At 42.7% G+C, this 24,802-nt stretch carries 23 protein-coding genes; 17 read left to right on the forward strand and 6 right to left on the reverse strand.

The annotated features are described in order from the left end of the window. Positions 1-38: 38 nt before the first annotated feature. Positions 39-758, forward strand: coding sequence for a purine-nucleoside phosphorylase (gene deoD / locus ELZ11_RS00875; RefSeq protein ID WP_137355482.1), 720 nt, complete (start codon positions 39-41; stop codon positions 756-758). A gap of 65 nt (positions 759-823) precedes the next feature. Here the strand turns inward: deoD and ELZ11_RS00880 are convergent, their stop codons facing one another. After that, on the reverse strand, positions 824-1,432 hold the full coding sequence (locus ELZ11_RS00880; RefSeq protein WP_137355483.1) for a YtjB family periplasmic protein: 609 nt from the start codon (positions 1,430-1,432) through the stop codon (positions 824-826). Between the two features lie 109 nt (positions 1,433-1,541). On the opposite strand from ELZ11_RS00880, the gene serB reads away from it, so the two are divergent. After that, on the forward strand, positions 1,542-2,522 hold the full coding sequence (serB, locus tag ELZ11_RS00885) for a phosphoserine phosphatase (protein ID WP_137355484.1): 981 nt from the start codon (positions 1,542-1,544) through the stop codon (positions 2,520-2,522). 70 nt (positions 2,523-2,592) lie between these two features. Here the strand turns inward: serB and ELZ11_RS00890 are convergent, their stop codons facing one another. Beyond that, complete coding sequence (locus tag ELZ11_RS00890) at positions 2,593-4,938, reverse strand: PilZ domain-containing protein (RefSeq protein ID WP_137355485.1); 2,346 nt, start codon at positions 4,936-4,938, stop codon at positions 2,593-2,595. A 139-nt stretch (positions 4,939-5,077) separates the two neighbouring features. Here ELZ11_RS00890 and radA point away from each other — a divergent pair, with 139 nt between their 5' ends. Both radA and fusA read left to right on the forward strand, forming a co-directional pair. Continuing rightward, positions 5,078-6,457 carry a DNA repair protein RadA gene (gene radA, locus ELZ11_RS00895; protein ID WP_137355486.1) on the forward strand — a complete coding sequence of 460 codons (1,380 nt, stop codon included), beginning with the start codon at positions 5,078-5,080 and terminating at the stop codon, positions 6,455-6,457. Between the two features lie 233 nt (positions 6,458-6,690). Beyond that, complete coding sequence (fusA, locus tag ELZ11_RS00900; protein WP_137355487.1) at positions 6,691-8,772, forward strand: elongation factor G; 2,082 nt, start codon at positions 6,691-6,693, stop codon at positions 8,770-8,772. 107 nt (positions 8,773-8,879) lie between these two features. Here fusA and ELZ11_RS00905 read toward each other — a convergent pair whose 3' ends face one another. After that, entirely contained in the window at positions 8,880-9,095 is a 216-nt protein-coding gene (locus ELZ11_RS00905; RefSeq protein WP_137355488.1) for a VF530 family protein, read from the reverse strand. A gap of 43 nt (positions 9,096-9,138) precedes the next feature. Beyond that, positions 9,139-10,089: a LysR substrate-binding domain-containing protein gene (locus ELZ11_RS00910; RefSeq protein WP_137355489.1), complete on the reverse strand. Its 951-nt coding sequence runs from the start codon at positions 10,087-10,089 to the stop codon at positions 9,139-9,141. 104 nt (positions 10,090-10,193) lie between these two features. On the opposite strand from ELZ11_RS00910, the gene ELZ11_RS00915 reads away from it, so the two are divergent. From ELZ11_RS00915 to ELZ11_RS00930, 4 genes are all read left to right on the forward strand, one after another. Further along, complete coding sequence (locus ELZ11_RS00915; RefSeq protein WP_137355490.1) at positions 10,194-10,400, forward strand: DUF1127 domain-containing protein; 207 nt, start codon at positions 10,194-10,196, stop codon at positions 10,398-10,400. 472 nt (positions 10,401-10,872) lie between these two features. After that, positions 10,873-11,364 carry a TadE/TadG family type IV pilus assembly protein gene (locus ELZ11_RS00920; protein WP_137355491.1) on the forward strand — a complete coding sequence of 164 codons (492 nt, stop codon included), beginning with the start codon at positions 10,873-10,875 and terminating at the stop codon, positions 11,362-11,364. A 9-nt stretch (positions 11,365-11,373) separates the two neighbouring features. Beyond that, on the forward strand, positions 11,374-11,931 hold the full coding sequence (locus ELZ11_RS00925; protein WP_137355492.1) for a TadE/TadG family type IV pilus assembly protein: 558 nt from the start codon (positions 11,374-11,376) through the stop codon (positions 11,929-11,931). 13 nt (positions 11,932-11,944) lie between these two features. Further along, complete coding sequence (locus tag ELZ11_RS00930) at positions 11,945-13,327, forward strand: vWA domain-containing protein (protein ID WP_244291587.1); 1,383 nt, start codon at positions 11,945-11,947, stop codon at positions 13,325-13,327. A gap of 46 nt (positions 13,328-13,373) precedes the next feature. On the opposite strand, the gene ELZ11_RS00935 is transcribed toward ELZ11_RS00930, so the two are convergent. Both ELZ11_RS00935 and ELZ11_RS00940 read right to left on the reverse strand, forming a co-directional pair. Then, the gene (locus ELZ11_RS00935; RefSeq protein WP_137355493.1) at positions 13,374-15,059 is read right to left on the reverse strand and encodes an AMP-binding protein; all 1,686 of its coding nucleotides are present in this window, start codon (positions 15,057-15,059) and stop codon (positions 13,374-13,376) included. Between the two features lie 127 nt (positions 15,060-15,186). Beyond that, a complete protein-coding gene (locus tag ELZ11_RS00940; RefSeq protein ID WP_137355494.1) occupies positions 15,187-15,927 on the reverse strand; it encodes a helix-turn-helix transcriptional regulator in 741 nt (246 codons plus the stop codon). A 169-nt stretch (positions 15,928-16,096) separates the two neighbouring features. Between ELZ11_RS00940 and ELZ11_RS00945 the strand changes: the two genes are divergently transcribed. The 9 genes from ELZ11_RS00945 to ELZ11_RS00990 all read left to right on the forward strand — a co-directional run bounded on the left by ELZ11_RS00945 (position 16,097) and on the right by ELZ11_RS00990 (position 24,801). After that, positions 16,097-16,267 carry a Flp family type IVb pilin gene (locus ELZ11_RS00945; protein ID WP_137355495.1) on the forward strand — a complete coding sequence of 57 codons (171 nt, stop codon included), beginning with the start codon at positions 16,097-16,099 and terminating at the stop codon, positions 16,265-16,267. Between the two features lie 255 nt (positions 16,268-16,522). Beyond that, complete coding sequence (locus ELZ11_RS00955; protein ID WP_167494609.1) at positions 16,523-17,026, forward strand: A24 family peptidase; 504 nt, start codon at positions 16,523-16,525, stop codon at positions 17,024-17,026. 35 nt (positions 17,027-17,061) lie between these two features. Next, complete coding sequence (locus tag ELZ11_RS00960) at positions 17,062-18,402, forward strand: AAA family ATPase (protein WP_374939799.1); 1,341 nt, start codon at positions 17,062-17,064, stop codon at positions 18,400-18,402. Further along, a complete protein-coding gene (gene cpaB, locus ELZ11_RS00965; RefSeq protein ID WP_137355499.1) occupies positions 18,399-19,145 on the forward strand; it encodes a Flp pilus assembly protein CpaB in 747 nt (248 codons plus the stop codon). Before ELZ11_RS00960 ends, cpaB begins: the two co-directional genes overlap by 4 nt. An 8-nt stretch (positions 19,146-19,153) precedes the next feature. Continuing rightward, the gene (locus tag ELZ11_RS00970; protein ID WP_137355500.1) at positions 19,154-20,620 is read left to right on the forward strand and encodes a type II and III secretion system protein family protein; all 1,467 of its coding nucleotides are present in this window, start codon (positions 19,154-19,156) and stop codon (positions 20,618-20,620) included. Positions 20,621-20,632: 12 nt separating this feature from the next. Continuing rightward, positions 20,633-20,890, forward strand: a complete 258-nt coding sequence (locus ELZ11_RS00975; protein WP_137355501.1) for a hypothetical protein — start codon at positions 20,633-20,635, stop codon at positions 20,888-20,890. 222 nt (positions 20,891-21,112) lie between these two features. Further along, positions 21,113-22,327 (forward strand): AAA family ATPase, encoded by a 1,215-nt coding sequence (locus tag ELZ11_RS00980; RefSeq protein WP_137355502.1) that lies wholly within the window; start codon positions 21,113-21,115, stop codon positions 22,325-22,327. 36 nt (positions 22,328-22,363) lie between these two features. Continuing rightward, positions 22,364-23,821 carry a TadA family conjugal transfer-associated ATPase gene (locus ELZ11_RS00985; protein ID WP_137355503.1) on the forward strand — a complete coding sequence of 486 codons (1,458 nt, stop codon included), beginning with the start codon at positions 22,364-22,366 and terminating at the stop codon, positions 23,819-23,821. An 11-nt stretch (positions 23,822-23,832) separates the two neighbouring features. Further along, on the forward strand, positions 23,833-24,801 hold the full coding sequence (locus ELZ11_RS00990) for a type II secretion system F family protein (protein WP_137355504.1): 969 nt from the start codon (positions 23,833-23,835) through the stop codon (positions 24,799-24,801). Position 24,802 lies beyond the last annotated feature (1 nt).

The raw sequence follows: 24,802 nt of genomic DNA on the forward strand, positions 1-24,802 counted from the left end.
TCTCTATTTTTTTCTATTTGATATAAAGGATATTTTCAATGGCAACTCCACATATTAATGCTGAAATGGGTGCATTTGCAGATGTTGTGCTAATGCCGGGTGATCCGCTACGTGCTAAGTACATCGCTGAGACGTTTCTCGATGATGTCGTTCAAGTGTGTGATGTTCGAAATATGTTTGGTTACACTGGTACTTACAAAGGCCGTAAGGTATCGGTAATGGGACATGGTATGGGTATTCCATCATGTTCAATTTACGCTACTGAACTGATTAAAGATTTCGGTGTGAAAAAAATCATTCGTGTCGGCAGTTGTGGTGCAGTGAGCGAAGATATCAAAGTACGTGATGTCGTGATCGGCATGGGTGCATGTACTGACTCTAAAGTGAATCGCATTCGTTTTAAAGGCCATGACTTTGCAGCTATCGCTGACTACAAAATGGTGCGTGCGGCAGAAGATGCGGCAAAAGCACGCGGTGTCGATGTAAAAGTAGGAAACCTTTTTTCTGCTGAATTGTTCTACACGCCAGATCCAGAAATGTTCGAAGTGATGGATAAATACGGCATTGTTGGCGTAGAAATGGAAGCGGCGGGTATTTATGGTGTGTGTGCAGAATACGGAGCTAAGGCTCTTACAATTTGTACCGTATCAGATCACATCAAAACGGGTGAGCAAACCACTTCGGATGAACGCCAAACTACGTTCAACGATATGATGGTTATTGCGTTAGACTCGGTATTACTCGGTGATGACGAGTAACCTTATAACGATTTTGATACAAAAAAGCCCGAACTGATGCAGTTCGGGCTTTTTTATGAGTGGTATTAATTGGCTTTCTTTAACAATAAGTTCTCGCCGGATTTCTTTTCCTTTTTCCGTAGCACTAATACAAACAACATTCCACCAACAAAGCTCATCAGTAGCATTAGCAGCATATATCGGTCACTTTTTCGGTAGTGGTGATCGGAAATTGCAGTCACTTTACCCGTTTCAAAAGTAATGCGAACAAACCCGATGATGGATTTTTCTGGTGAGAAAATTGGTTCAACAAGTTGTTGCCTGCCAATACTTGCGGTCGCTAAGGGGGTGTCTAGGCCTAGAACCTCGCGTACCGATTTAGCTTGATCACTAGAAGCAAGGCGAACCCCTTCGGCATTGTAAATAGTGGCATCCAATACCAAACGATCGTGAGCAAGTTGGTTAGTAAGTAGAAGTAGTCGCTCTTGATCTTGTTGAGCGATCATTTTACTGGCAGATAATGACGCTTGAGAGATCAAAACCTTGGTAAGCGTTTCTAATTGCTTCGCTTGTATTTGTTCGTTGCCTTTACTGATCACAACGCTGTTTCTTACCGTAGTAAAAAACATGGCACCTAAAATAATTAGGGCGACAATGCGTAGCGCATTGCGTAAAGAGAAGAGAGATTCGTTCATGAGTACCTGCATGTCGGGTGAACAAATTTAATGATAAGACATATTGAGACTTGCGTTTTTAAATTGCAATAGGTTAACGTCTAGCTAGGTTATTTAGGAAATTATAAACATGGAAGCGCAAAAACAGTTGCCAATTAAAAGGCATACGTCACTTGTTACTCGATTACCAGAGACTCGATATGCTAGCCAGTTGGCTAAATCGAAGGCTAACTGGATCGTATTTGGTGAATATTTATCACCTAAGCATTTTGATGATATCGACTTTTTTACTGGGTTGTACAACACAGTATTGGACACATGGAAAGTTGGCCACTACGAAGTGGCGCTGATGTCGGGAGAGTTAACTCCAGCACATGAAGAAATTCTGCAAGGCTTAGGGTTAGATTACGCCAACCTTAGTGAGGTACCAGATCTTTCTAAGCCAGGACTCATCGTTATGGATATGGATTCCACTGCGATTCAAATTGAATGCATCGATGAAATTGCCAAACTTGCGGGTGTTGGAGAGCAAGTTTCTGAAGTGACAGAAAGAGCAATGCAAGGCGAACTCGACTTTGAGCAAAGCTTACGTCAACGAGTCGGTGCGCTCAAAGATGCAGACGAAGCAATCCTTGAGCAAGTGCGTTCAACACTTCCGTTCATGCCTGATCTCGCTGAGCTTGTGAACACGCTCAAAGCGTTGGGTTGGAAAACCGCGATAGCATCAGGCGGCTTTACTTATTTTTCTGATTACTTGAAAGATACGCTAGGGCTCGACTATGCACAGTCTAATACTTTGGAAATCAAAGACGGAAAACTAACCGGCCAAGTGATTGGCGATGTAGTGTCTGCTCAAACAAAAGCGGATATTCTTGTTGAATTAGCGGACCAATACGAAGTTGAAGTTCACAACACTGTCGCGGTTGGTGATGGTGCCAACGATTTAGTCATGATGGGGGCTGCTGGTTTGGGTGTTGCTTATCATGCTAAACCTAAGGTAGAGCAGCAAGCGCAAGCTGCGGTTCGTTACTCAGGCTTAGGTGGCGTGCTGTGTATTTTGTCTGGCGTTCTTGCCAAGCAGCAGAAAGTTAGCTGGCAGGTTAAGCCTTAATCGACAATTGATAAAATCAACAAAAAAAGCAGGCGTAATGCCTGCTTTTTTTGTATTTGAGGTTGTTCGGCTAGGTGAGTTCTAAACGAATTAACACTTCATCGGTAATGTCTTCCATTTCCCCGTACCCAATTAAAGAAGTGATTTCTTTTTCTAACTTACGGGCTTGATGCATGCTAATTTGAGACAGCTCTTCTAAGTCAGATTGGAAGAGAGTGGTCAGCGCTTCAAATATCGGAGCGGTGGAAATTCGAAGTACATAAATTTCACCCATTTGCTGGGCTTTCTTTATGAACATGATTCTTTCTTTTACCGAAGCAAAATCGTGAGTCAGCTTGGTATGAATCGACTGCACCTTGTTACCGAATTTGATTGCAGCGATGTAGACATCATGGTGTTGAGGCTCAGCTCCATCAATTCGCTTCAATGGCACGGCAAGTAAAGTATTTGAGCGGCCTTTGAAAATCGGCTCTAAGGAAATGTTTTGCTCATGACCTAGTTTAGCAAGCAGCATTAAGTGGTTAGCTAACGGGAAGTTCACGCCAATGACTTTGGTACGTAATGTCGAGCCAGGTTTGTCGATAAAAATCGGGCTGCTGACTACTTTACTAAGCAAAATGTTATGTAATGCTTCAAGTAAATCGTCATTCGGAAGCAGCTCCGCTTTCTTCATTAACTTGTCTTGGTTGTTATCAATCAAGCCATTTAAGAAGGCGATGGTTCGTATGGTCTTACTGGTTTCTTCAATAACCAGCTGAATGTTACGACCGTTTGGGCTGACACGGACTACTTTGTAAGGCACTGCGCTGAGTGGTAGCTTTTTGTCATAAAGCTGCAGTTCACTAAAGTTGACGAAAACAGGGTCATCAATCTTCAATACTAACGGTTGTTCCAGCGTCAAACTTAAGCCGCGTTTCGACAAATCAATGGTGTAACCGGCGGCTTTTTCATTGCGGGGGCTCGTTAACTCAAGTGGTGACTTGAACTTATATCTTGGTTCTTTACGGCGAGATTGGGAATCAAAGTAAATACTTTGCAGCTTACCGACGACTTTTCTGGAGTGGCGGAATTGGTTTAGTTCACTGCTCGCTAAGCGTGGTTTTTCTGTAAACAGGTAATCACTGGCTGTTTGATAGTCGCCAATTTCTTGCAAAATACCGCAGTGAGTTAAATCTTCTGAAGTGTTTGCAAGATCGGAATTGTGATGAGCCAACGCTTCTTTCTCATCTTGGGATAACTCAAACACTGAAAACTTAAAGGCCTTCCAACTTTTACGTTTTGCACCGACATGCCAGAAGAGCTGTCTTTGTTCGCGTGATGCTTCGGGTAGCATCATGGAATAATAGAGCGTTTTATCTTGGTGCGAATGGGTGAACGAATAAATAACATTACTGGTGCCTTTAACACCGGGCTTTGTCAGTAAATCCATCCGCTTTTCATTGAATAGGGTACCGAAAGCTTGTTGGTTACGCTCATCGTGCCAGTATTGCCACAACGGATGGTTGTTGTCGGTCAATAGCGCGAGTTTTAGTTCATTACCGCTGAAAAAGAGTGGCAAATTACAGGTATGTTTTAAAAAGGTATGCTCAAAGCCACGAGTTCTAGCGCGAATGATTTTATCTTGGTTATCGTGTTTGGCTTTATTACTGGAATTTTTGACCGAATCATCAATTAAGCGTGTGATGAGGTCGGTTTCCGTAAGTTTTAAGGTTCTTAAGAATTTAACAGCGTCATTTTCATAAGATTCATCGACCGCCAACACTCGAAACTCAACTTCTTGATCGACACCAACAAGATCAGATTTTTGCGCTAACTCGGTAAAAGTGACAGTAATAATCTCGCCAAGATTGTAATCAAAGGCGCTAGGGACTTTGAATTTTGCACCAGAACTCGACAAATCTATGGTTAAACCATGTAGAATTTGGCCTTTCGGCATTTTGATTTCTACTTGAGTAGAGAGCTTTAAACGATTTTCTTGACGTTTGAGGTCGTAACCTAAAGTAATAGGCTCGGATTCATAGGAGCTATTGGCGCTCGTCAGTTCTTGAGTGGCTTGACCTTGGTTACGGTTACCAAGTACGCGGAAGTTATTTTTGGTATTAGCTAGAGATTCCCATACGCCTTCGGTGTAGCCTCTAAATTTCTTTGTGCCTTTGTGGTAGGCATTGAAAGCGACGTCATCGAGCCAGTGTTTACGGCCGTCAAGAATGTATTCTCTGCACTCACCTTGCACACGGCCTCGTAAATCAATGCTCTTTGTACACGGAGCCATGATACGATTGAGTTCCATCTTTACTAGCAGTTTAAGCGATGGCGATTCCCCTTCAGTCATTTGAGCTAAAAGGTAATCAAAGTCATCGGCGTGATAGGCGGGTATTAGCCGCTCTGCAAGAGATAGAATTTCAGATTGCTGCATACATTTTTGTTTAAGTGAAAGTGTCTTTTTTGTTATCGACTAGTTGTGTTTGATCTTTAAGTATAAGTTATATTTGTTCAACTTATATTTTCTGGCATACGGTTAACTATGTCACAGAGTTACAATTATTTGAGGTTATATGGCTAAGGCAAAACGAGCATACGTTTGTAATGACTGTGGAGCAGATTTTCCACGTTGGCAAGGACAATGTAACGCATGTGGTGCGTGGAATACGATCACAGAAGTTCGTTTGGCGGCTTCACCGCAAGTAGCTCGTAATGAAAGACTTTCAGGTTATGCTGGTGGGGCAACAGAATCCAGCGTTCAGACCTTGTCTGAGATTGACTTGCAAGAAGTTCCTCGCTTTAGTAGTGGCTTCAAAGAGCTCGACCGCGTACTTGGTGGCGGAGTCGTTCCAGGAGCGGCTATTTTGATCGGTGGTAACCCAGGAGCGGGTAAGTCGACTTTGCTATTACAAACGATGTGTTTGTTATCGTCTCAACTCCCTACCTTGTACGTCACGGGGGAAGAATCGTTACAACAAGTAGCGATGCGTGCCTCTCGCTTAGGTTTACCTAAAGAGCATTTAAAAATGCTGTCTGAAACCAATGTCGATAAGATCTGTCAGGTCGCAGAGAAAGAGCAGCCAAGAATCATGGTTATCGACTCGATTCAGGTTATGCACGTTGCCGATGTTCAGTCCTCGCCAGGTAGTGTTGCGCAAGTACGTGAATCCGCTACAGCATTAACCCGTTATGCTAAGCAGAATAATGTTGCGGTATTCTTGGTAGGGCACGTGACTAAAGACGGTACGCTTGCGGGTCCGAAAGTATTGGAACACATTATTGACTGTTCGGTACTGCTTGATGGTGGCACTGATAGCCGCTTTAGAACTTTGCGTAGTCACAAAAACCGCTTTGGTGCTGTGAATGAGCTTGGCGTGTTTGCAATGACAGGACAGGGGCTAAAAGAAGTGTCTAACCCTTCGGCTATTTTCCTTTCTCGTGGTGAAGAGGAAACTTCAGGTAGCTCTGTCATGGTGGTGTGGGAAGGTACGCGCCCTCTATTAGTAGAAATACAAGCACTGGTTGATTATTCGCAGCTCGCGAACCCGCGCCGTGTGGCTGTCGGCTTAGAGCAGAATCGCTTGTCTCTATTATTAGCTGTTTTGCATAAGCACGGTGGCTTACAAATGGCTGACCAAGATGTATTTGTAAATGTAGTGGGCGGCGTAAAAGTAACCGAAACTAGTGCCGATCTGGCATTAGTTATGGCATTATTGTCGAGCTTTAGAGATCGAGCACTACCAAAAGATGTGGTGGTGTTTGGTGAAGTAGGCTTGGCTGGGGAGATTCGTCCTGTACCAAGTGGGCAAGAAAGACTGAATGAAGCCTTTAAGCATGGCTTTAAGAAAGCCATCGTTCCAGCGGCGAACATGCCGAAAGGGGGAATCCCAGGAATGCAAATCCATGGAGTTAAGAAGCTATCAGAAGCGATTAATGCTTTTGATGAGTTGTAATCACATTAACTTCAGCTACTCTATATCTCAGTAATTCGATTAAGGTAGTGAGTGAATGCTTGCTACCTTAATTTATTAATAAACAATAAGTTATATTGTTTGTATAGAATGCCTTTTCTCATTTACAGGGAAAAGGTAAAGTTTTTTAATCTCAAATGCATGCAAAGCTATCAGTCTTCACAGATTGTGATATACTCTGCGCGCATTTTATATCCTATTAACAGAGTAAGACAATGGCAGATTTATCGAAATACAGAAACATTGGTATTTTCGCGCACGTTGATGCGGGTAAAACAACTACCACTGAGCGTATCCTTAAGCTAACTGGTCAAATCCACAAGACTGGTGAAGTACATGATGGCGAATCAACTACTGACTTCATGGAACAGGAAGCTGAGCGCGGTATTACTATCCAGTCAGCAGCTGTAAGCTGTTTCTGGAACGATCACCGTTTAAACGTTATCGATACTCCTGGACACGTTGACTTCACAGTTGAAGTATACCGTTCACTTAAAGTACTTGATGGCGGTATCGGTGTATTCTGTGGTTCTGGTGGTGTTGAACCACAATCAGAAACTAACTGGCGTTACGCTAACGAATCAGAAGTATCTCGTCTGATCTTCGTTAACAAACTAGACCGTATGGGTGCTGACTTCTACCGCGTTGTTGACCAAGTTAAGAACGTTCTAGGCGCTACTCCTCTAGTTATGGTTCTACCAATCGGCCGCGAAGACGAATTCGTTGGTGTTGTAGACCTACTAAGCCGTAAAGCATACGTTTGGGATGACACTGGTCTTCCTGAAAACTACGAAATCAAAGATGTTCCAGCGGACATGGTTGATGACGTTGAGCAATACCGTGAAGAGCTAATCGAAACTGCTGTTGAGCAAGACGATGATCTAATGGAAGCTTACATGGAAGGTGAAGAGCCTTCTATCGAAGACATCAAGCGTTGTATCCGTAAAGGTACTCGTGACCTAGCGTTCTTCCCAACATTCTGTGGTTCTGCATTTAAGAACAAGGGTGTTCAAATCGTTCTAGACGCAGTTGTAGACTACCTACCTTCTCCAACAGAAGTAGATCCTCAGCCTCTAACTGACAAAGAAACTGGTGAGCCAACTGGTGAAGTTGCAACAGTATCTGCTGATGAGCCACTACGTGCTCTAGCATTTAAGATCATGGATGACCGCTTCGGTGCACTAACATTCATCCGTATCTACTCTGGTGTAATGAACAAGGGTGACACAATCCTTAACGCTGCTACAGGTAAAACTGAGCGTATCGGCCGTATGGTTGAGATGCAAGCAGACGAGCGTAACGAACTTACTTCTGCACAAGCTGGTGACATCATCGCTGTTGTAGGTATGAAGAACGTTCAAACTGGTCACACTCTATGTGATGTTAAGCACGAGTGTACTCTTGAGCCAATGATCTTCCCAACTCCAGTAATCTCTATCGCTGTATCTCCAAAAGATAAAGGCGGTTCTGAGAAGATGGGTGTTGCTATCGGTAAAATGGTTGCAGAAGATCCTTCTTTCCAAGTTGAGACTGACGAAGAAACTGGCGAAACTATCCTGAAAGGTATGGGTGAGCTTCACCTAGACATCAAAGTAGACATCCTTAAGCGTACTTACGGTGTAGACCTTGTTGTTGGTGCTCCTCAAGTAGCTTACCGTGAAACTATCACGCAAGCTGTTGAAGATAGCTACACGCACAAGAAGCAATCTGGTGGTTCTGGTCAATTCGGTAAGATCGATTACCGTATCAAGCCAGGCGAAGCTGGTTCAGGCTTCACGTTCTCTTCATCTGTTGTTGGTGGTAACGTTCCTAAGGAATTCTGGCCTGCAGTTGAGAAAGGTTTTGCATCTATGATGGAAAACGGTGTTCTTGCTGGCTTCCCAACTCTAGACGTTGAAGTTGAGCTATTCGACGGTGGCTTCCACGCAGTTGACTCATCTGCAATCGCATTTGAAATCGCAGCGAAAGGCGCATTCCGTCAATCTATGCCTAAAGCGGGTGCACAACTTCTTGAGCCAATCATGAACGTTGACGTATTCACTCCAGAAGATCACGTTGGTGATGTAATCGGTGACCTTAACCGTCGTCGTGGTATGATCAAAGACCAACAAGCTGGTGCTACTGGCGTACGTATCAAAGCTGACGTACCTCTTTCAGAAATGTTTGGTTACATCGGTCACCTACGTACAATTACTTCAGGCCGTGGCCAGTTCTCAATGGAGTTCCTACAGTACTCTCCATGTCCAATGAACGTTGCTGAAGAAGTAATCGCTAAAGCTAAAGAAGAAAACAAGTAATTGTTTTAGTCTCTAAAAGCTAAAATAAAGCCCCGCAAGTGAAAGCTTGCGGGGCTTTTTGTTATTTGATGATCTTACTAAGACTAAGACTAAGACTAAGACTAAGACTAGCCTTGCTTCAATTCAATGTAGATAGATTCTACTTTGGTTCGTGCCCACTCTGTTTTACGTAAGAACTTCAGGCTAGATTTAATGCTCGGATCTTTCTTAAAGCAGTTAATGTTCACCATGTAGCTCAACTCTTCCCAGCCGTAGTGTTCCACTAACTCTGTAAGAAGTTTCTCTAACGTGATCCCGTGTAGAGGGTTATTCGCTTGTGTCATGTTTCGATCTCATATTGAAAGTAGGGGCAGTATAGCAGTTAGCTTAATCATCGTGACCCCATTTCAGAGAGTAATCGGTGTCAAGAATATCGAGTTCATCTCGGCCTGTGTCGCCAAACAATTCGACTTGCTGATACATCCATTTGCAAAACAGTTGGATTTTTTCACGATTAAAGTAACCAGATGGCGCACATAAGAAATAATTGTATTTGGGACGAAGTGCGATGTTACTGATCCTTACGAGCTTATTTTCTTGTATATACCGGTAAGCCAAGCTGTGTTTAACCAGCGCTACACCTTGGACTGACAACGCAGCTTCTAACACGAAATGCGAACCATCAAACTGCAAAGTCGTGTGACCAGCTTTTGCACCGGCAGCATCAAGCCAAAGGTTCCAGTCCATGTCTGGCCACATATCTTCTATTAACTCTGCTTTGTGTAAATCGTCAACACTGTAAATTCCGTGTTTCTCTTGGTAGAGCGGGTGACATACAGCGTAGATAACCTCATCCATCAGCCAGCGTGACTCGATATTCGGGTAATTTCCCACGCCATAACGAATACAAATATCGACACTAGAGTCTTCAAAGTTGATGAGTTTATTTGTCGGTTCAATGAGCATTGACATATCAGGATGATGCTCACGAAAATCGCCGATTCTGGGTACGAGCCAACGCTGTGCAAATGAAGGTGAAGTAGAGATGGAGAGCTGATTTGGCGTTGGATCTTGGTTGATTAAGCGAACCCCATCTTGAATGTGTGCAAAGCCTTTTTGGGCTTGATTAAACAAGATATGGCCTTCGGGGGTGAGAGTGACTTTACGATGCTGACGAACAAACAGCGCCGTACCTAGCCATTCTTCAAGTAAGCGTATTTGCTGACTTACTGCTGCTGCTGTGACAAATAGCTCTTCTGCAGCGGACTTAAAACTACCTAGCTGCGCTGCCTTGTAAAAATAGAATAAGCCTTGTAGAGGTGGGATTCGTTCTTTCACATTAGTTTTCCTTAACTCAATGCCAAAACCTATCGTTTGTCGATGAGGTATCGTTGAGCGATTATTGAACATGTTAAGACGATAAATCAAGAAAGAGGTCAATTATGAATACAATGTCAGCTCGAAACTGTGAAATTGGTGTGGGGCGCCCAACTCATTTAATTAAGTTATTCTTTTCTAATTTGAAGCGCTATCACCAGAATATTCGCACTCGTTATCACTTGTCTCAATTGCCAGAACATTTATATCAAGATATAGGTGTACCCAAAGAGCAGATAAAAAAAGAGCTAAATAAACCGTTTTGGAAGTGATTATGACAGCGCAATATCACATCAGTAATGAGCCGATACCGGGTGATATCGGCTCCCTGTCTATAGCGCCACGAATGAGGGATTCTGTCTCACCTTTGAGACGATAGGGGTATTTAACTGTGCAAATTAGCTCCCATATTAAGAATCATGCTCACATTTAAATTGAATGAAAAGATAGGCTTACTCTATTAGATCTTGTTGCATATTGTTTGCTCGAATCTAAATGAAATCCCCCCGATCTCTATCTAATATATTGGAAAGTCGCGTTTTTCTTACGACACCTTCCCTCAAAAGTATCTCGATATACGCTTTAAATTACCCATCTGAATAAAACTTGAATTTCTCATTTTTGAATTCTATAGATCTCTATATTCAAATTTTGTCAATATTGAATATTATTTTTTTGATCTTTTTGTGTCAGCTTTAGGTTAAATTTATGCTGCGCCCACTTGCCTAAGAATGTGGTTGAGTTATGAGATGTATTTCAACAGGCTTCAAGCGCCGATATCGCAGTAGCCCGAAAAATAAGAATAAAGGGATGGCCGTTATTGAGTTTTCGGTTGTCGCGAGCTTTTTTTTCTTATTACTTTTTACGGCTGTAGATCTTGGAATATTTGGTTACGTAAAGCTAACGATGCAAAATTCGGTAAGAGAAGGCGCACGATACGCGATTACTGGTCGTTCTGATTTAGACCCAGATGAAGAGAGTAACCGCGAAGCGGCCATATTAGAAAAAATATCTCTAGCTTCGAACGGTTTGCTCGAAAAGGTTATGGATGTTCAGGATATACGTGTTGAGGATGTCTACGGCAATGCGGTGACGGGTTTTGGCGGGCCTGGAGAAATTATCGCGATCCATCTTGATTGTGAGTGGTCAACGACTAGCCCTTATATGTATCCATTGTTGGATGGCGGGAAATACAAATTTACCGTGAGCGCAGCCATGAAAAACGAAGCATTTTAAGGATCATGTATGGGTTCTTATAGAAGGTTATCTAGACGCAACAAAGGTTTTGCAGCCGTTGAAATGACAATGGTTGCTCCCATTTTCTTACTATTAATTGTCGCCGCTTTTGACCTTACACAAGCGATTCAAGCCAATCATATCATCATCAGTATTAGCCGAGAGGGGGGAAACATTGTCTCTCGTAGCAGCACTGAAACACCACAAGAGATTATGGATATCATTTCTGTTACTTCGGGCAATCTCGATCTCAGTGAAGACGGGGCGATATACATTACAGAACTGATCGGTCAAGAAGATGAATCGCCTTATGTGAATAGTCAATATAAGTGGAATCAGTCCGGGTTGGATAAAGACAGCGTTATTTGGCCCAGCTGTAGCAGTTGGGATGCGGAAGGGGCATGCAATGATATTGATGAAAACGACCCTCCTGAAGTTGATGATTTAAGCATTGAATTAGAGGCGGGAGAATCTGTTTATACCGTTGAAATTTTTTATGACTACTCGCCGATTTTTAACCTAATTTTGGGTGAGTCACATTTACTCAGCGATGTCACATACATGTAAGGCTGGTAAGCATATGATGAAATATTTCCCTAGGAGTTGGCGACGTAATAAAGGTCTTGTGGCTATTCTGTCGGTGCTTTCTTTACCTTTTTTACTAATGATTGTGGGTTTATCTGTTGATACCGGAAGAGCTTACATTGTTAAGTCTAAATTGTTGTCAGCAGTTGACGCGGCCAGTATTGCCGCGGCAAGAGCCGTCGCTAACGGTGAAGCCGCTGGTGAAGCTGCCGCCGAAAAATATTTTGCAGCCAATATGCCAACAGGCTTTTATTCGTCCACTTCTACTTTAGATAGCGTTGCTTTTGATTATGATGAGTTCGGAAATATCTCGATTGATATTTCTGCGACCGCGCAAATATCAACGATATTCTTATCTCTCTTAGGCTTTGACAGCTTCAACCCCACAGCCGTTGCGCAAGCAGTAAGACGGCCTGTCGATCTGGTGTTAGTCATTGATAATACAACCTCTTTAAGAATTGGGAGTATTGGAGATGTCACACAAGACGTTATTGATCGTTCAAAAGATTTTGTGGAGAACTTCCATGAAGGGTTTGATCGTATATCGTTAGTTAAATTCGCTTTCGGTGCAGAAGTCCCTGTGGAGTTTACGAGCACAAGAGGCCATGACAGGAGTGATATTACATCCGAGATCGATAGCTTTAATTTCGGCAGTATATGGAATGCGCAATACACCAACGCTTCGGAAGGCTTTTACCGCGCTCTGGATGAACTACGGACGGTGAATGATCCTGCTAATCTAAAAGTGATCGTTTTCTTTACGGATGGCGCCCCAAATACTTTTGCGAGTACTTTTGATTTTGAAGGTGGCGGTAGTCATACGGGGTCTATTCGTTCGAGTGATACCAGCAGTGGTACGCCGAGAGGTTTATGGCGCTACGATTCGATTGCAACCACCCTTTCTGGAGGCTATGAAGGAAGTGACATTGATGACTATATTAGCGAAATGCCCGACTACTACACTACTCATGATTCTAGTGCCACCGAGTTTAATATTTTAAACCCGCTCCATGCGGTGAGACCTGTTGAGCAATACGATCCTGATACTCACTCTGCAGGTGATCTCTATAATCGAGTGAATCGAGTATCTCGAAATCTTGTTGAAGATATGGCGAAGGCTGCCCGGAGTGAAGATATCTACGTTTTTACGCTCGGTTTAGGCTCTTCGTTAACCTCAGCTGCTGGCCCTGATGATGAGTTTGGAGAAGATTTATTACTGCGGATGTCCAATTCACCAGCCATGTTATCTGATCCTGACTTGAGTGGGGATTTTGATCCCGACCAATTGCAAGGTGTGTATTGTCATGCGGTTGATGAAGAGGCTCTGGGGCCATGTTTTGATGAGATGTTAGATGTCATTATCCGTTTAACCTTATAGTCGAATTCGATAAAAAAGGGAGCCATTGGCTCCCTTTTTATTTCGTTTATTCTTCCCAGACAACTAATTTATCTTTTGGCCAATTGTGGCCAATTTCGTGATATTTCTGCTCAAGAATATGACGTTTAATTTTCAGTGTTGGTGTTAACACGCCATTGTCGATACTCCAAGGTTCTTTGATCATCAGGACGCCTTTAATTTTTTCATGAGACGCTAACTGGGCGTTCATTTTTTCAATAACGCGCTTAGTCGTACGTTCATAGCGATCGCGATCAAAGTTCGGGAAGTCGTGTGGAACGACAAGTAATATCGGCCCTGGAAGCCCTAACCCAATCAAACACATCATTTCAACGCGGCTGTATTCAAACAGCTTGTTCTCAATTGGTACTGGTGCAACAAACTTACCTTTCGCCGTTTTGAAAGTATCCTTCTTACGACCTTGGATAGTTAAGTAGCCTTCGTCATCAATTTTTCCGATATCGCCGGTATGCAGCCAACCTTCAGCATTAAATGATTCTTGAGTAGCGATATCATTCTTGTAGTAGCCAGAGAATAAGCCTTCACCGCGAACTAAAATCTCATCGTCCTCTGCAATTTTGAGTTCAATCCCTGGGCCAGCATTACCTACAGAGCCAATTTTGTCGGCTCTGAATGGGTAGTTTAAGGTGCTGTAAGCGAAAGACTCTGTCATGCCCCAAGCTTCGGTTATGTTTAAACCGACACTGTGGTACCAATCAAGTAATGCCGGGGAAACTGGTGCAGAGCCACAACCTAATACGCGAGCTTGATCTAAGCCTAACCCATCAGCAAGTTTCTTCTTAATCAAAGAATTAATGAATGGAATTTTGAGAAGGATGTTCAGTTTCTTTTGCGGCAACTTGTCTTGGATACGCTGTTGGAACAATGTCCATAAACGAGGTACAGAAATGAACAGTGTTGGTCGCTGCATTTTTACATCTTCGATGAAAGTATCTAAAGACTCTGGGAAGGCCGTTGGAACTCCTCCCATAACCGAAGAGCCAAAGATGTAAACACGCTCTGTGATATGAGCGAGTGGCAAATAAGAGAACAAGCGGTCATTCTTTTCAATGCCGATGTGGTCGATCAACCTTTGAACCGACCAGGTGAATGCGCCGTAAGTGAGCATTGCCCCTTTTGGTAAACCAGACGTTCCCGAGGTATACACTAAAGACATCAACTTTTCGTCATGATGCTCTGGTCGCAAGGTGCTTGGCTCGTGTTTCTCGATTAAGTCATTAAAAGTGAACTGGCATTTAGCTGAAGTATCATAAGGTAGCGAGATGCTGGTTACGTTAGGCAATGAATCGAGTACGCTTTGTGTTGCAGCCGCGTCATCCAGTTTGCCTGAAATGACGATCTTACTTTCACTGTGGTTGATACAGTATTCGATTGTATCGGCACCAGCGGTAGGGAAAATAGGAACGCTTACAAAGTCACCAAGCATAATTGCAAGATCACAGATAAACCATTCAGCACAGTTTTTTGATATCAATGCAATTCTATCACCGGGTTGAGCACCCAGATCTTTCAGTGCACTGGCTAGTCGAAGCGCTTTATCAGCCACCTCTTGATAAGTAAACTCGACGAACTGGCGGTTAATAATTTGTTTAAGATAAACCTCATTTGGGCGTTCCTCTGCCCACTTTAAGATCATTTCGTTTGGTGGCGGGAGAGCGCATGTTGGTTTGCTTAACTCGTTAGGCTGAATCATTCTCTAACTCCGTGTTATTGGCAATATAGTTTATTGTTTTTATGTTAATTTAATGTTAACTCTAGCATGGCTTTGTGGAGACATAAAACGCGAAGATCTCACTTTTTGAGAGAATATTGGTTAAAAATCAGTGTATTTGACGAAACATTCCTGGAGTCATACCTGTTTTCTTCTTAAATATTCGCGAGAAATATGAGACGTCCTGATAACCACACTGATACGCAACAACCGACACTTTTGTTCCTCGATCCCGGAGTAGGATTTTTTTCGCAAGGTTAATCCTTTTGTTGCATACATAATCTCGAAAGCTTATCCCAATGATACGATGGAAAACTTTAGAAAAATAAGTAACTGAATAATGGCATCGAGATGCGATATCTTCTTCTCGAATGTTCTCTGAAAGGTGGTTTTCTATATAGCGGAGGGTTTCGATAAAATCTTGACTGATATTGGATTTCATTATCAATGGCTCTGAGGCTTTTCTTTCTAAATACTCCTTGTTGGAAGAGAAGCTGAGGTGAATTTTCGAAGCCACCATATTTACCCATCGTTCAAAATCTTCTTTATATATATCTTGTTTGTCGTAAATCGCATGGTTAAGAGAAATAGAGCGCTCTAACTCACCTTCATATAATAAAATCAGGTGCTTACCTAGGTTATTGCATATATTTAATGCGGAGTGCAAAAGTTGATTATTAATTTCTGGTGTTAAATAAAAAAAACAGAAATGAATATCAAAATCACTCAATATTGAAATGTCTTCACCATGCTCAACAATATGAAAATGAGAGCGCAAAATGTCAGAAGTTATTGAAGGTAAATCGGAAATTGGTCTTCCAAGCCAATGCCCTATATGTGGCATATCCATATGGCACACTCTTATATCAAACTAAAGGATTATTTACTTTTATAGAAATAGCTTAGGAGAGTGACATAAAAGTGCAAGATGATAGCAAAATAGTCCTAACGCTTATTGATAGAAGACTCTACATTTAAAGGGCACTCAAATAGTGCTGCATTTGGAAGGAGACCAAATTATGAATAAATTTATTAATAATGTTAAAGCGTTCATGAACGATGAAGAAGGACTATCCGTAGTTGAATACGTTGTAGGTGCAGCCTTACTTGTTGGCGCATTGAGTGCAGTGTTCAGTACTCTAGGTACTTCACTAACTTCTGAGTTGAGTTCAGCTCTATCCAGTATTTAGATTGCTAATATATTAATTGTACCGTGATAGTTTAGATTCCTGATGGGGGCTAAACTATCACGCGTTGCTATATGAGGGCAAAAAAGTGAATATTGTAAAAATAACACTCGATTTTGTTGAAGATGAACAGGGGCTTAGTGTTGTTGAGTATGTTGTAGGAGCGGCATTTTTGGTGAGCGCCTTGACATTATTTTTCTTTAATTACGATACAACATTGACGAACTCCCTATCGAATACATTGGGGAAAATATAATAGTGATTATATTTATATGGTCGATATTACTTATTATTTCTGTGTACGACCTTAGAGATAACCGTATACCTAACATATGGCTATTACCTCTTATTATTAGCTCAGTGGCTCACCATGTAATGATATCAGGGTGGAACGCTGGGCTTTTGGCGTTGGCGGCTGGAGGGGTTGCTTTTCTATTTGGTTTAACTCTTTATTTTATAAAGGCAATGGCACCAGGTGACGTTAAATTAATTGGTGCAGTCGGCGTATTTATTGGCTGGGGTAACCTTTTGGCTGCCTGTTATTGGATTATTATTGGCGCCGGTGTTGTGGGTATTTTATTTTCACTTCAATTTTTTGCTACCCGAACACAAGAATCTAAACTAGCTTTAAATAAGTACTCTCAATTGTTCCTTTATGGTAATGGCAAAGCGCTGTATTCGTCACCTCATACAGATAATAAATTGAGAATGCCTTTTGCTCCATCTGTGGTAATAGGCTTGGCACTTTATAGCTATTTTTAGACTCTCACTCTTCATAAAAGAGGCCCTCTATGGAAATGATCAAGGATGCCAAACATAGAGATGTTCTTACACCCCAAGCTAGCGCTCCCATTGTACCCACATCTCTCGATGCACTAAAAGTACCCGCTGCCGTTGTTGAAAACTTATTACTTAAACAGCTCGCGGCTTATCCCAAATCAGACATTCTTACGTTGACCCGATTAATGGGGATCAACAGCCACATGATTGAAGATCTTATCGCGGCACTACGTAAAAAGTCATTAGTGGAAGTTTTTCAAGCATCGACGTCGAATTTTGGCGCGGAATCGACAGGGCATGTTAGGTATGCACTATCCGAAAGTGGAATGTCAGAAGCCGACGCCGCTTTTGCTAAAGATGCGTACCTAGGTCCTTGCCCAATCTCGTTAGGCGACTACAAGAAAATGGTTGAAGCTCAGGATGTCAGGGCGCAATTAGTGAATCGCCAAGATGTTTCTTACGCACTTTCTGATGTACTCGGTGCCGATAGAATGGTTTCCGTTCTCGGGCCGGCTATTAATTCCGGACGTGCTTTATTGCTCTATGGCGATGCAGGTACAGGGAAAACCTATGTCGCGACCCGTTTGCTCAACTCGTTAAACACCTCGGTTTATATTCCATACGCTGTTTTCGCAGCAGGAAACATAATTAAAGTATTCACCGGGCAGCACCATAAGCGAGTGGACGATAATCATGAGTCTCAAGCTCTGTTGTTTAAAGAACAATACGATAGACGCTGGGCATTATGTGAGCGCCCTAGTATCCAAGTGGGCGGTGAGCTTACCATGGACATGCTTGAAGTTAACCACACTGAACATAATCGGGTGTGGATGGCTCCACTGCAAATGATGGCAAACAATGGCATCTTTATCATTGATGATTTGGGCAGGCAGCCCATGCCGGTAGATACTTTGCTTAACCGTTGGATTGTGCCAATGGAGTATTTTTACGATTACTTGTCTTTGCCTAACGGTCAGCAAATATCAGTGCCATTCATTCTTACTTTGGCATTTTCAACCAACCTTAGCCCCGAGAAGATCGCCGACCCAGCGTTCCTGCGTCGTCTAGGTTACAAAATTCAATTCCAACCCCTACAAGAGCAAGAATACAAAGACTTGTGGGAAATTATGGCATCGAGTAAATCGCTTACTCTAGATGCTTCGTTATTTGATTGTTTATTAAATCTTCACCGCCAACATAATGTTGGATACTACCCTTGTTTGCCGAAAGATATTGTAGGGATCAGTCGAGATATTGTCGCATTCGAAGAAGTTGAACCCGTTATTTCTGCCGCTGTATTGGAAAGAGCTTGGGAAGTTTACTTTACTGCCGATGGCAAAGGAGGAGGCGCGCGATGAGTAGAAATCAGATCATTTTATTGTTCTTGTTATCTATCGTATTTGGGTTAGCTGCCGTATTTTTCGCAAAACAATGGATGGACCGACAATTGCAACCTCAGGTTGAAGTTGAAGTGGTAGAAAGAGAGCCGGTCGTAGTTGCCGCGCAAGAGATCCCCGCAGGTAGTGTCATCGAAGAGCAGCACTTAACGACCAAACTGCTCGAAAAGGCTTGGCGTAATGAAAACCAATACTCGCTCCAAGAAGAACTCGTGGGCCAAGTGGTGGCTACTTCGATTTATCAAGGTGAAATCGTCTCTAAGCTGCGTTTAACCATTCCAGGTGAAGGCTCTACATTAGCAGCTCTGATCCCTGAGAATAAAAGGGCGGTGACCATTCGAGTCAATGATGTAATAGGCGTGGCAGGTTTTCTATTACCGGGTAATAAAGTCGATATCTTGAATACCATTAATTATGGGAAAGGTTCGGCTATCACTAGAACCGTATTAAAAGACATTAAAGTGCTTGCTGTCGACCAAACGGCAAAAACACAAGAAAACAAGCCGATAATTGTACGGGCGGTCACTTTGGAAGTGTCACCAGTGGAAGCAGAGAAACTGCTTTCAGCAAAAAGCAAAGGCGAAATTCAACTTACCCTTCGTAACCCTCATGAACCTGAAGAAAAAATCGGTAAAAGATATGTGGCTCCACGAGTCACCATTATCAAAGGTACGGAAACTTCGAACGTTAGGGTTAAGGACTGAGGTTTACTATGAAAATAATAATAGCAATCATATTTTCTTGGGTGGTGTGTAGCAGTTCTGTGTTTGCCTCAACACAAACAGGGAAAGTTGTAAAAGTTCCTCACCATAAATCCACACACGTTGCTTTATCAGCAAAGGCGAAACGAGTATCGCTGGGCGATCCTGAAGTCCTCGATATTGTGATGCTTAAGTCTGATGAGCTTTTCTTGATTGGTAAAAAACTGGGTTCGACCAACCTTATGGCTTGGGACAGCCGTGGGCGTTTGATTGAATCAATCAATATTGAAGTCACCCACGATCTTAATAGCTTAAAAGCCAAGTTATATGAGTTTTTGCCAGATGAAACCATTGAAGTGCACAGTGCTCAAGATCGCTTGATCCTAAGTGGCCAAATAAGCTCTCAAGAGAAAATGAACGTCGCTTTGAGGGTGGCGGAAACGTATTCTGCAGGTGAAGAAGCCGATAAAGCAGAAGGTTCTTTGAGTGAGCAAACTGAAAAAACCGGTGTGATTAACTTAATGTCCATTGGTGGTGCTCAACAAGTGATGTTGGAAGTGACTGTGGCTGAGGTTCAACGCAGCTTAGTACGACGCTTTGACGCAAACTTCCATTTCTTTGAAAACAACGGAAGCTTTTCTTGGGGCGCCACTTCTGCCGGCGGAATCATTGATGACGTTACGGGCGGTATCGGCCCCATATTTAACGCGCCATCCATTGAAACAACCGGGTTACTCAGCACCTTTATTGATAGCGATACGCTGTTTACCTTTGCTCTAGATATCGCAAAAACCAATGGCGTAGCTAAGGTATTAGCAGAACCAAACCTAACGGCATTAAGCGGGGCTAAAGCCGAATTCTTGGCCGGGGGGGAGTTTCCTATTCCTGTTCCTGATGAAGATGGTATCACCATTGAATACAAGGAATACGGGGTGGGGCTGAAGTTTATTCCAACCGTTCTTAGCGATAAAAAGATCAATCTAAATTTGGCGATTGATGTCAGTGAGATTGCTGCAAGTACCAGCTTGACGTTAAGTCCTGGTGGAACCAACGGTACATATGTGATCCCACCAATTACTCGTCGTAGTGCTTCTTCTACATTGGAGCTGGCAGATGGCCAAACCATAGGTATAGCAGGATTGATCAGTGAGAATGTTCGAGACTCAATAAGTAAGATGCCTGGCTTCGGTGATATCCCAGTGCTTGGGCAACTTTTTAATAGCCAAGAATATATCTCGGGCGAGACTGAATTGGTGATATTAGTGACTCCAAGGCTGGCTCAACCAATTGACAGAAATGCAGTGACGCTACCTACGGATGCCTTTGTGGAACCCACAGATCTTAAATACTACTTACTGGGTCAAGGGGCGTATTTAGACTCTTCCGTTCAAGCGCCTTCAGTTCAAAAACAAAGAGACCCACAGTTTTTGGATAACTCTCAAGGGGGCTCAGAGGGCTCCTTTGGACATAGTTTGTAAAGGGAATCAGTGATGAAACTACATGTAATTACAGTCCTTTGTTCAGCAGTCGTACTCGCTACTGGCTGTGTTAATGACGCTCGCTTGGGTACGCACGTTGCAAAGATTAAGCAGCAGCAAACCTATAACCCGAATGCCTCACAAGAAAACCTATCGGTTATTCCTAGTGGTAATGGCGAGCGGATGGAAGGCACTTATCAAGTGTATACAGGGAAAGAAGTGGATTCGTTAGCTGGGAACGAAAGCCAAGTTTTGCAAAATATTAATTAGGTTGGAGTTTATCCGTAGGTTTACTGATGAATGAATTTGCTAATACTAAAGGCCCAAAATAGAAGTATTGAGTCAGTGTTCAAAGCTCGGACTATAATTACCGAGAGACGTGAATGGTTGTGATGACGTCGCACGCATTGATTGAATGACAGACTATTGGAGAGCCTTTAATAAAACTAAAAAATGCAGATGTAGCAATACGGATTGCTAAGGGGATTAGCTATGGGAGAAGCTGTGAAGCTTACAAGGAATGATGACACCGCGATTAGATTGAAGACCAATATCCATATTTGGGTTCTGTATTCGAGCGATCGTTTCCAGCTGCATATGGGAAATGAGCTCGCCAAATGTAAGAACATTTCTTTCGATACAATTGCTTTGGCTGGTTTGAACGTCGAGCAACTCTCTAGTCACTTACCTCCTGATCTTATCTTTGTGGAAACTGGGCCTAATTGGGCTCAGAAGGTCGTTTCCCTCCAAGACTATGAAGCGCCTTCGGATGATTTTGAGGCATCACTGATTGTGTTTGGTAATGAAGCCGACAATGGTGCACTGAAGATAGCACTTAGGATTGGTGCGGCAGATTTCGTCTCAGAGAAAGCCTCGATTAGTGAGCTAATGCCTCTACTAAAAAATATGGCTGAAGAGAAGATTGCCAGCCGTAGTATGGGAGAACTTTATGTTTTCTTAAATAGTAAAGGTGGGTGTGGCGCTTCAACTTTGGCTTTGAATACCGCGTTACAAATAGCGCATGAAAACGATGAAGAAGTGCTGTTGCTCGACCTCGATCTGCAATTTGGGGTGATCTCAGATTACCTCAATGTTAACCCCACCTATGGGATGTCCGATGCCATTGAAAGTGTCGCCGATCTGGATGAAGTGTCGCTCAATAGTATGGTGACTAAGCACAGTTCTGGCTTACACATGCTGAGCTTTAGGCACGAAAACAACAGCGAAGATTTTGAGCAAGCCAAAAATTTAGGCAAGTTATTGCCTACGCTTCGAGAGTTTTATTCCTACGTAATTATCGACTTATCTCGTGGGATAGACAATGTGTTCTCTTCCGTTTTAGCTCCCGCGACTAAGGTGTTTCTTATTACGCAACAAAACTTAGTGGCGATAAAAAACTCGACCCGTATAGCTAAGGTACTAACGTTTGAGTATGGCTTACCTAAAGAGCATATTGAGCTGATTATTAACCGTTATGAAAAGCGGCAGTCGATAAAAATTAAAGACATAGAACAAACGATTGGTGGTGTCACGATTCACGTCATCCCCAATGATTTTAAAGTAGCAATTGAAAGTGCCAATTTAGGCAAGCCATTCATTGAATCACGAAAAAGCAGTTCGATCTCTAAATCGGTGATTGAGTTTTCTCACACGATTTCTCATGTAGAAGACGAGAAAAAAGGTTGGCTCAAGCGAATGTTTTCTTAGGAAGTAAAGGTTAGTAAGAAAGTAAAAGGAATATTTATGTTCTTCAAACGAAAAAACGTTAACCCGGAATTTCAAGATAAAGTTCAGACGTCAGATGAACAAGAAAATGAATTCTTTATAGAAGAAGAGCCAGTCAGCACTGAAAGTGGGAATTCCCCGCTTGAGAAAAAAATTAAAGCGGCTGAAGAAAGAGATAGAGAAGTAGAAGAGTCACGCAAGCAGTTAGAACAAGAGCTTGAAATTAAGCACTACTACCATCAACGTCTACTCGAAACATTAGATTTGGGATTGCTGTCGAGCTTAGAGCAAGACAGAGCCAAGCAAGATCTTCACGAAGCCATCATTCAAATCATGGCGGATGACCAATCTCGTCCTATGAGTGCGGAAGGTCGCAAACGTGTGGTTCAGCAGATTGAAGATGAAGTTTTTGGTTTAGGTCCTCTTGAGCCACTACTTAATGATAAAACCGTTTCCGATATTTTGGTCAATGGGCCGAAAAATGTGTTTGTAGAACGACGAGGAAAGCTAGAAAAAACGCCTTATACCTTTCTCGACGATCGTCATTTAAGAAATATCCTTGATCGAATCGTAAGCCAAGTGGGACGTCGTATCGATGAAGCCTCCCCAATGGTAGATGCGCGTTTATTAGATGGTTCTCGTGTGAATGCCATCATCCCTCCTTTAGCCCTAGATGGCCCATCCGTTTCAATTCGTCGTTTTGCGGTAGATAAATTGAATATGGAGAACTTACTTGGTTTTAATTCTTTGTCTCCGCAAATGGCCAAGTTTGTAGAAGCTGCGGTAAAAGGTGAGCTGAACATCTTGATTTCTGGCGGTACCGGTTCAGGTAAAACCACCACGCTTAATATTTTTTCTGGTTTTATTCCGAGTGATGACCGAATCATCACCATAGAGGATTCGGCCGAGCTTCAATTGCAACAACCTCATGTGGTGAGGTTAGAAACGCGTCCTGCCAACCTTGAGGGGAAAGGAGAAATCACCCAGCGTGAGTTGGTAAAAAACTCTCTGCGTATGCGACCAGATAGAGTGGTGCTTGGGGAGGTAAGGGGCAGTGAGGCAGTAGATATGCTAGCGGCCATGAATACAGGGCATGATGGTTCACTGGCAACAATACACGCCAATACTCCGCGTGATGCGTTAAGTCGTGTAGAAAACATGTTCTCGATGGCGGGGTGGAATATCTCGGCGAAAAACTTGCGCTCTCAAATCGCTTCTGCGATTCACTTAGTCGTGCAAATGGAGCGCCAAGAAGACGGTAAACGTCGCATGGTGAGCATCCAAGAAATTAATGGTATGGAAGGTGAAATCATCACTATGTCGGAGATCTTTAAGTTTCAACGACAAGGTTTAGATGAAGATGGCAACATCATTGGTTATTACACCGCAACAGGTGTCGTTCCTGGGTGTCATGATCAACTTTCTAAGCGTGGTTTAGATTTACCTTTTGAGTTGTTTAACGAAAGTCAGCCGTAGAGGATAGGTATATGGAAGACGATATTACCTATTTCTTTATCTTACTTTTCTTTGCAGTAGTGTTTATTTCACAAGCTCTGATTCTGCCTGCGGCAGGGAGCAAGGTGAAGCATAAAGAATTAGCCGATAGACTAAAAGAAAGCCAGTCGACATTAGATGAAGAAAGCCGTTCGCTATTACATGAACATTATTTACGTAGTTTAAGTCCAATCGATCGAAAGCTGGTGAAAATAGAGTTGTTTTCATCCCTCAAGCGAGCGATTGAGCTGTCGGGTTACGACTGGGAATTAGGCCAAACCTTATTAGTTACCTCAATTATTAGTGTGTGTAGTGCGTTACTAATATTGGTTCTAGGACAGGCTTGGTACCTAGCTGCTGCCGCTGCTTTTGCGGTATGGTTTATTTTGCACTTCACTTTACAAAATAAGATCTCAGGGCGCCTTGCGAAGTTCGAAGAACAGTTGCCGGATGCACTCGATATTATTAAAAGGATGCTCCAAGCCGGGCAGCCCGTTACTCAAGCGTTTAATGAAGTGGGGAACGAGATGCCAGCGCCAATTGGCATTGAGTTCAAAAACACCTTTAATCTTTTGAATTATGGCTACGATATGCGCCTTGCAATCATGCAAATGGCGGAGCGTACGCCAACCATTTCTATGCTTGCCTTTTCCAGTGCGGTGCTTCTCCAGAAGGAAACGGGCGGTAATCTTTCAGAAAACTTAGACAAAGTTTCTAAAGTGCTTCGTGCACGGTTCAAACTGACTCGAAAAATTAAAACTATCTCTGCTGAAAGCCGAATGTCGGCTTGGATATTAGTGTTGTCACCCTTTGTTCTCTTTGTTGGCTTATTGTTCGTTAATCCAGAATACGTAGCGCCACTCTATGAAGATCCTCGCGGGATCACTATTGTGAGTATGGGGATAGTGAGCTTGTTTATTGGGTCTGTATGGATTCGTAAGATCATTAACTTCGAGGTGTGAT

This window comes from Vibrio profundi (genome assembly GCF_005281835.1).
Taxonomy (GTDB): Bacteria; Pseudomonadota; Gammaproteobacteria; order Enterobacterales; family Vibrionaceae; genus Vibrio; species Vibrio profundi.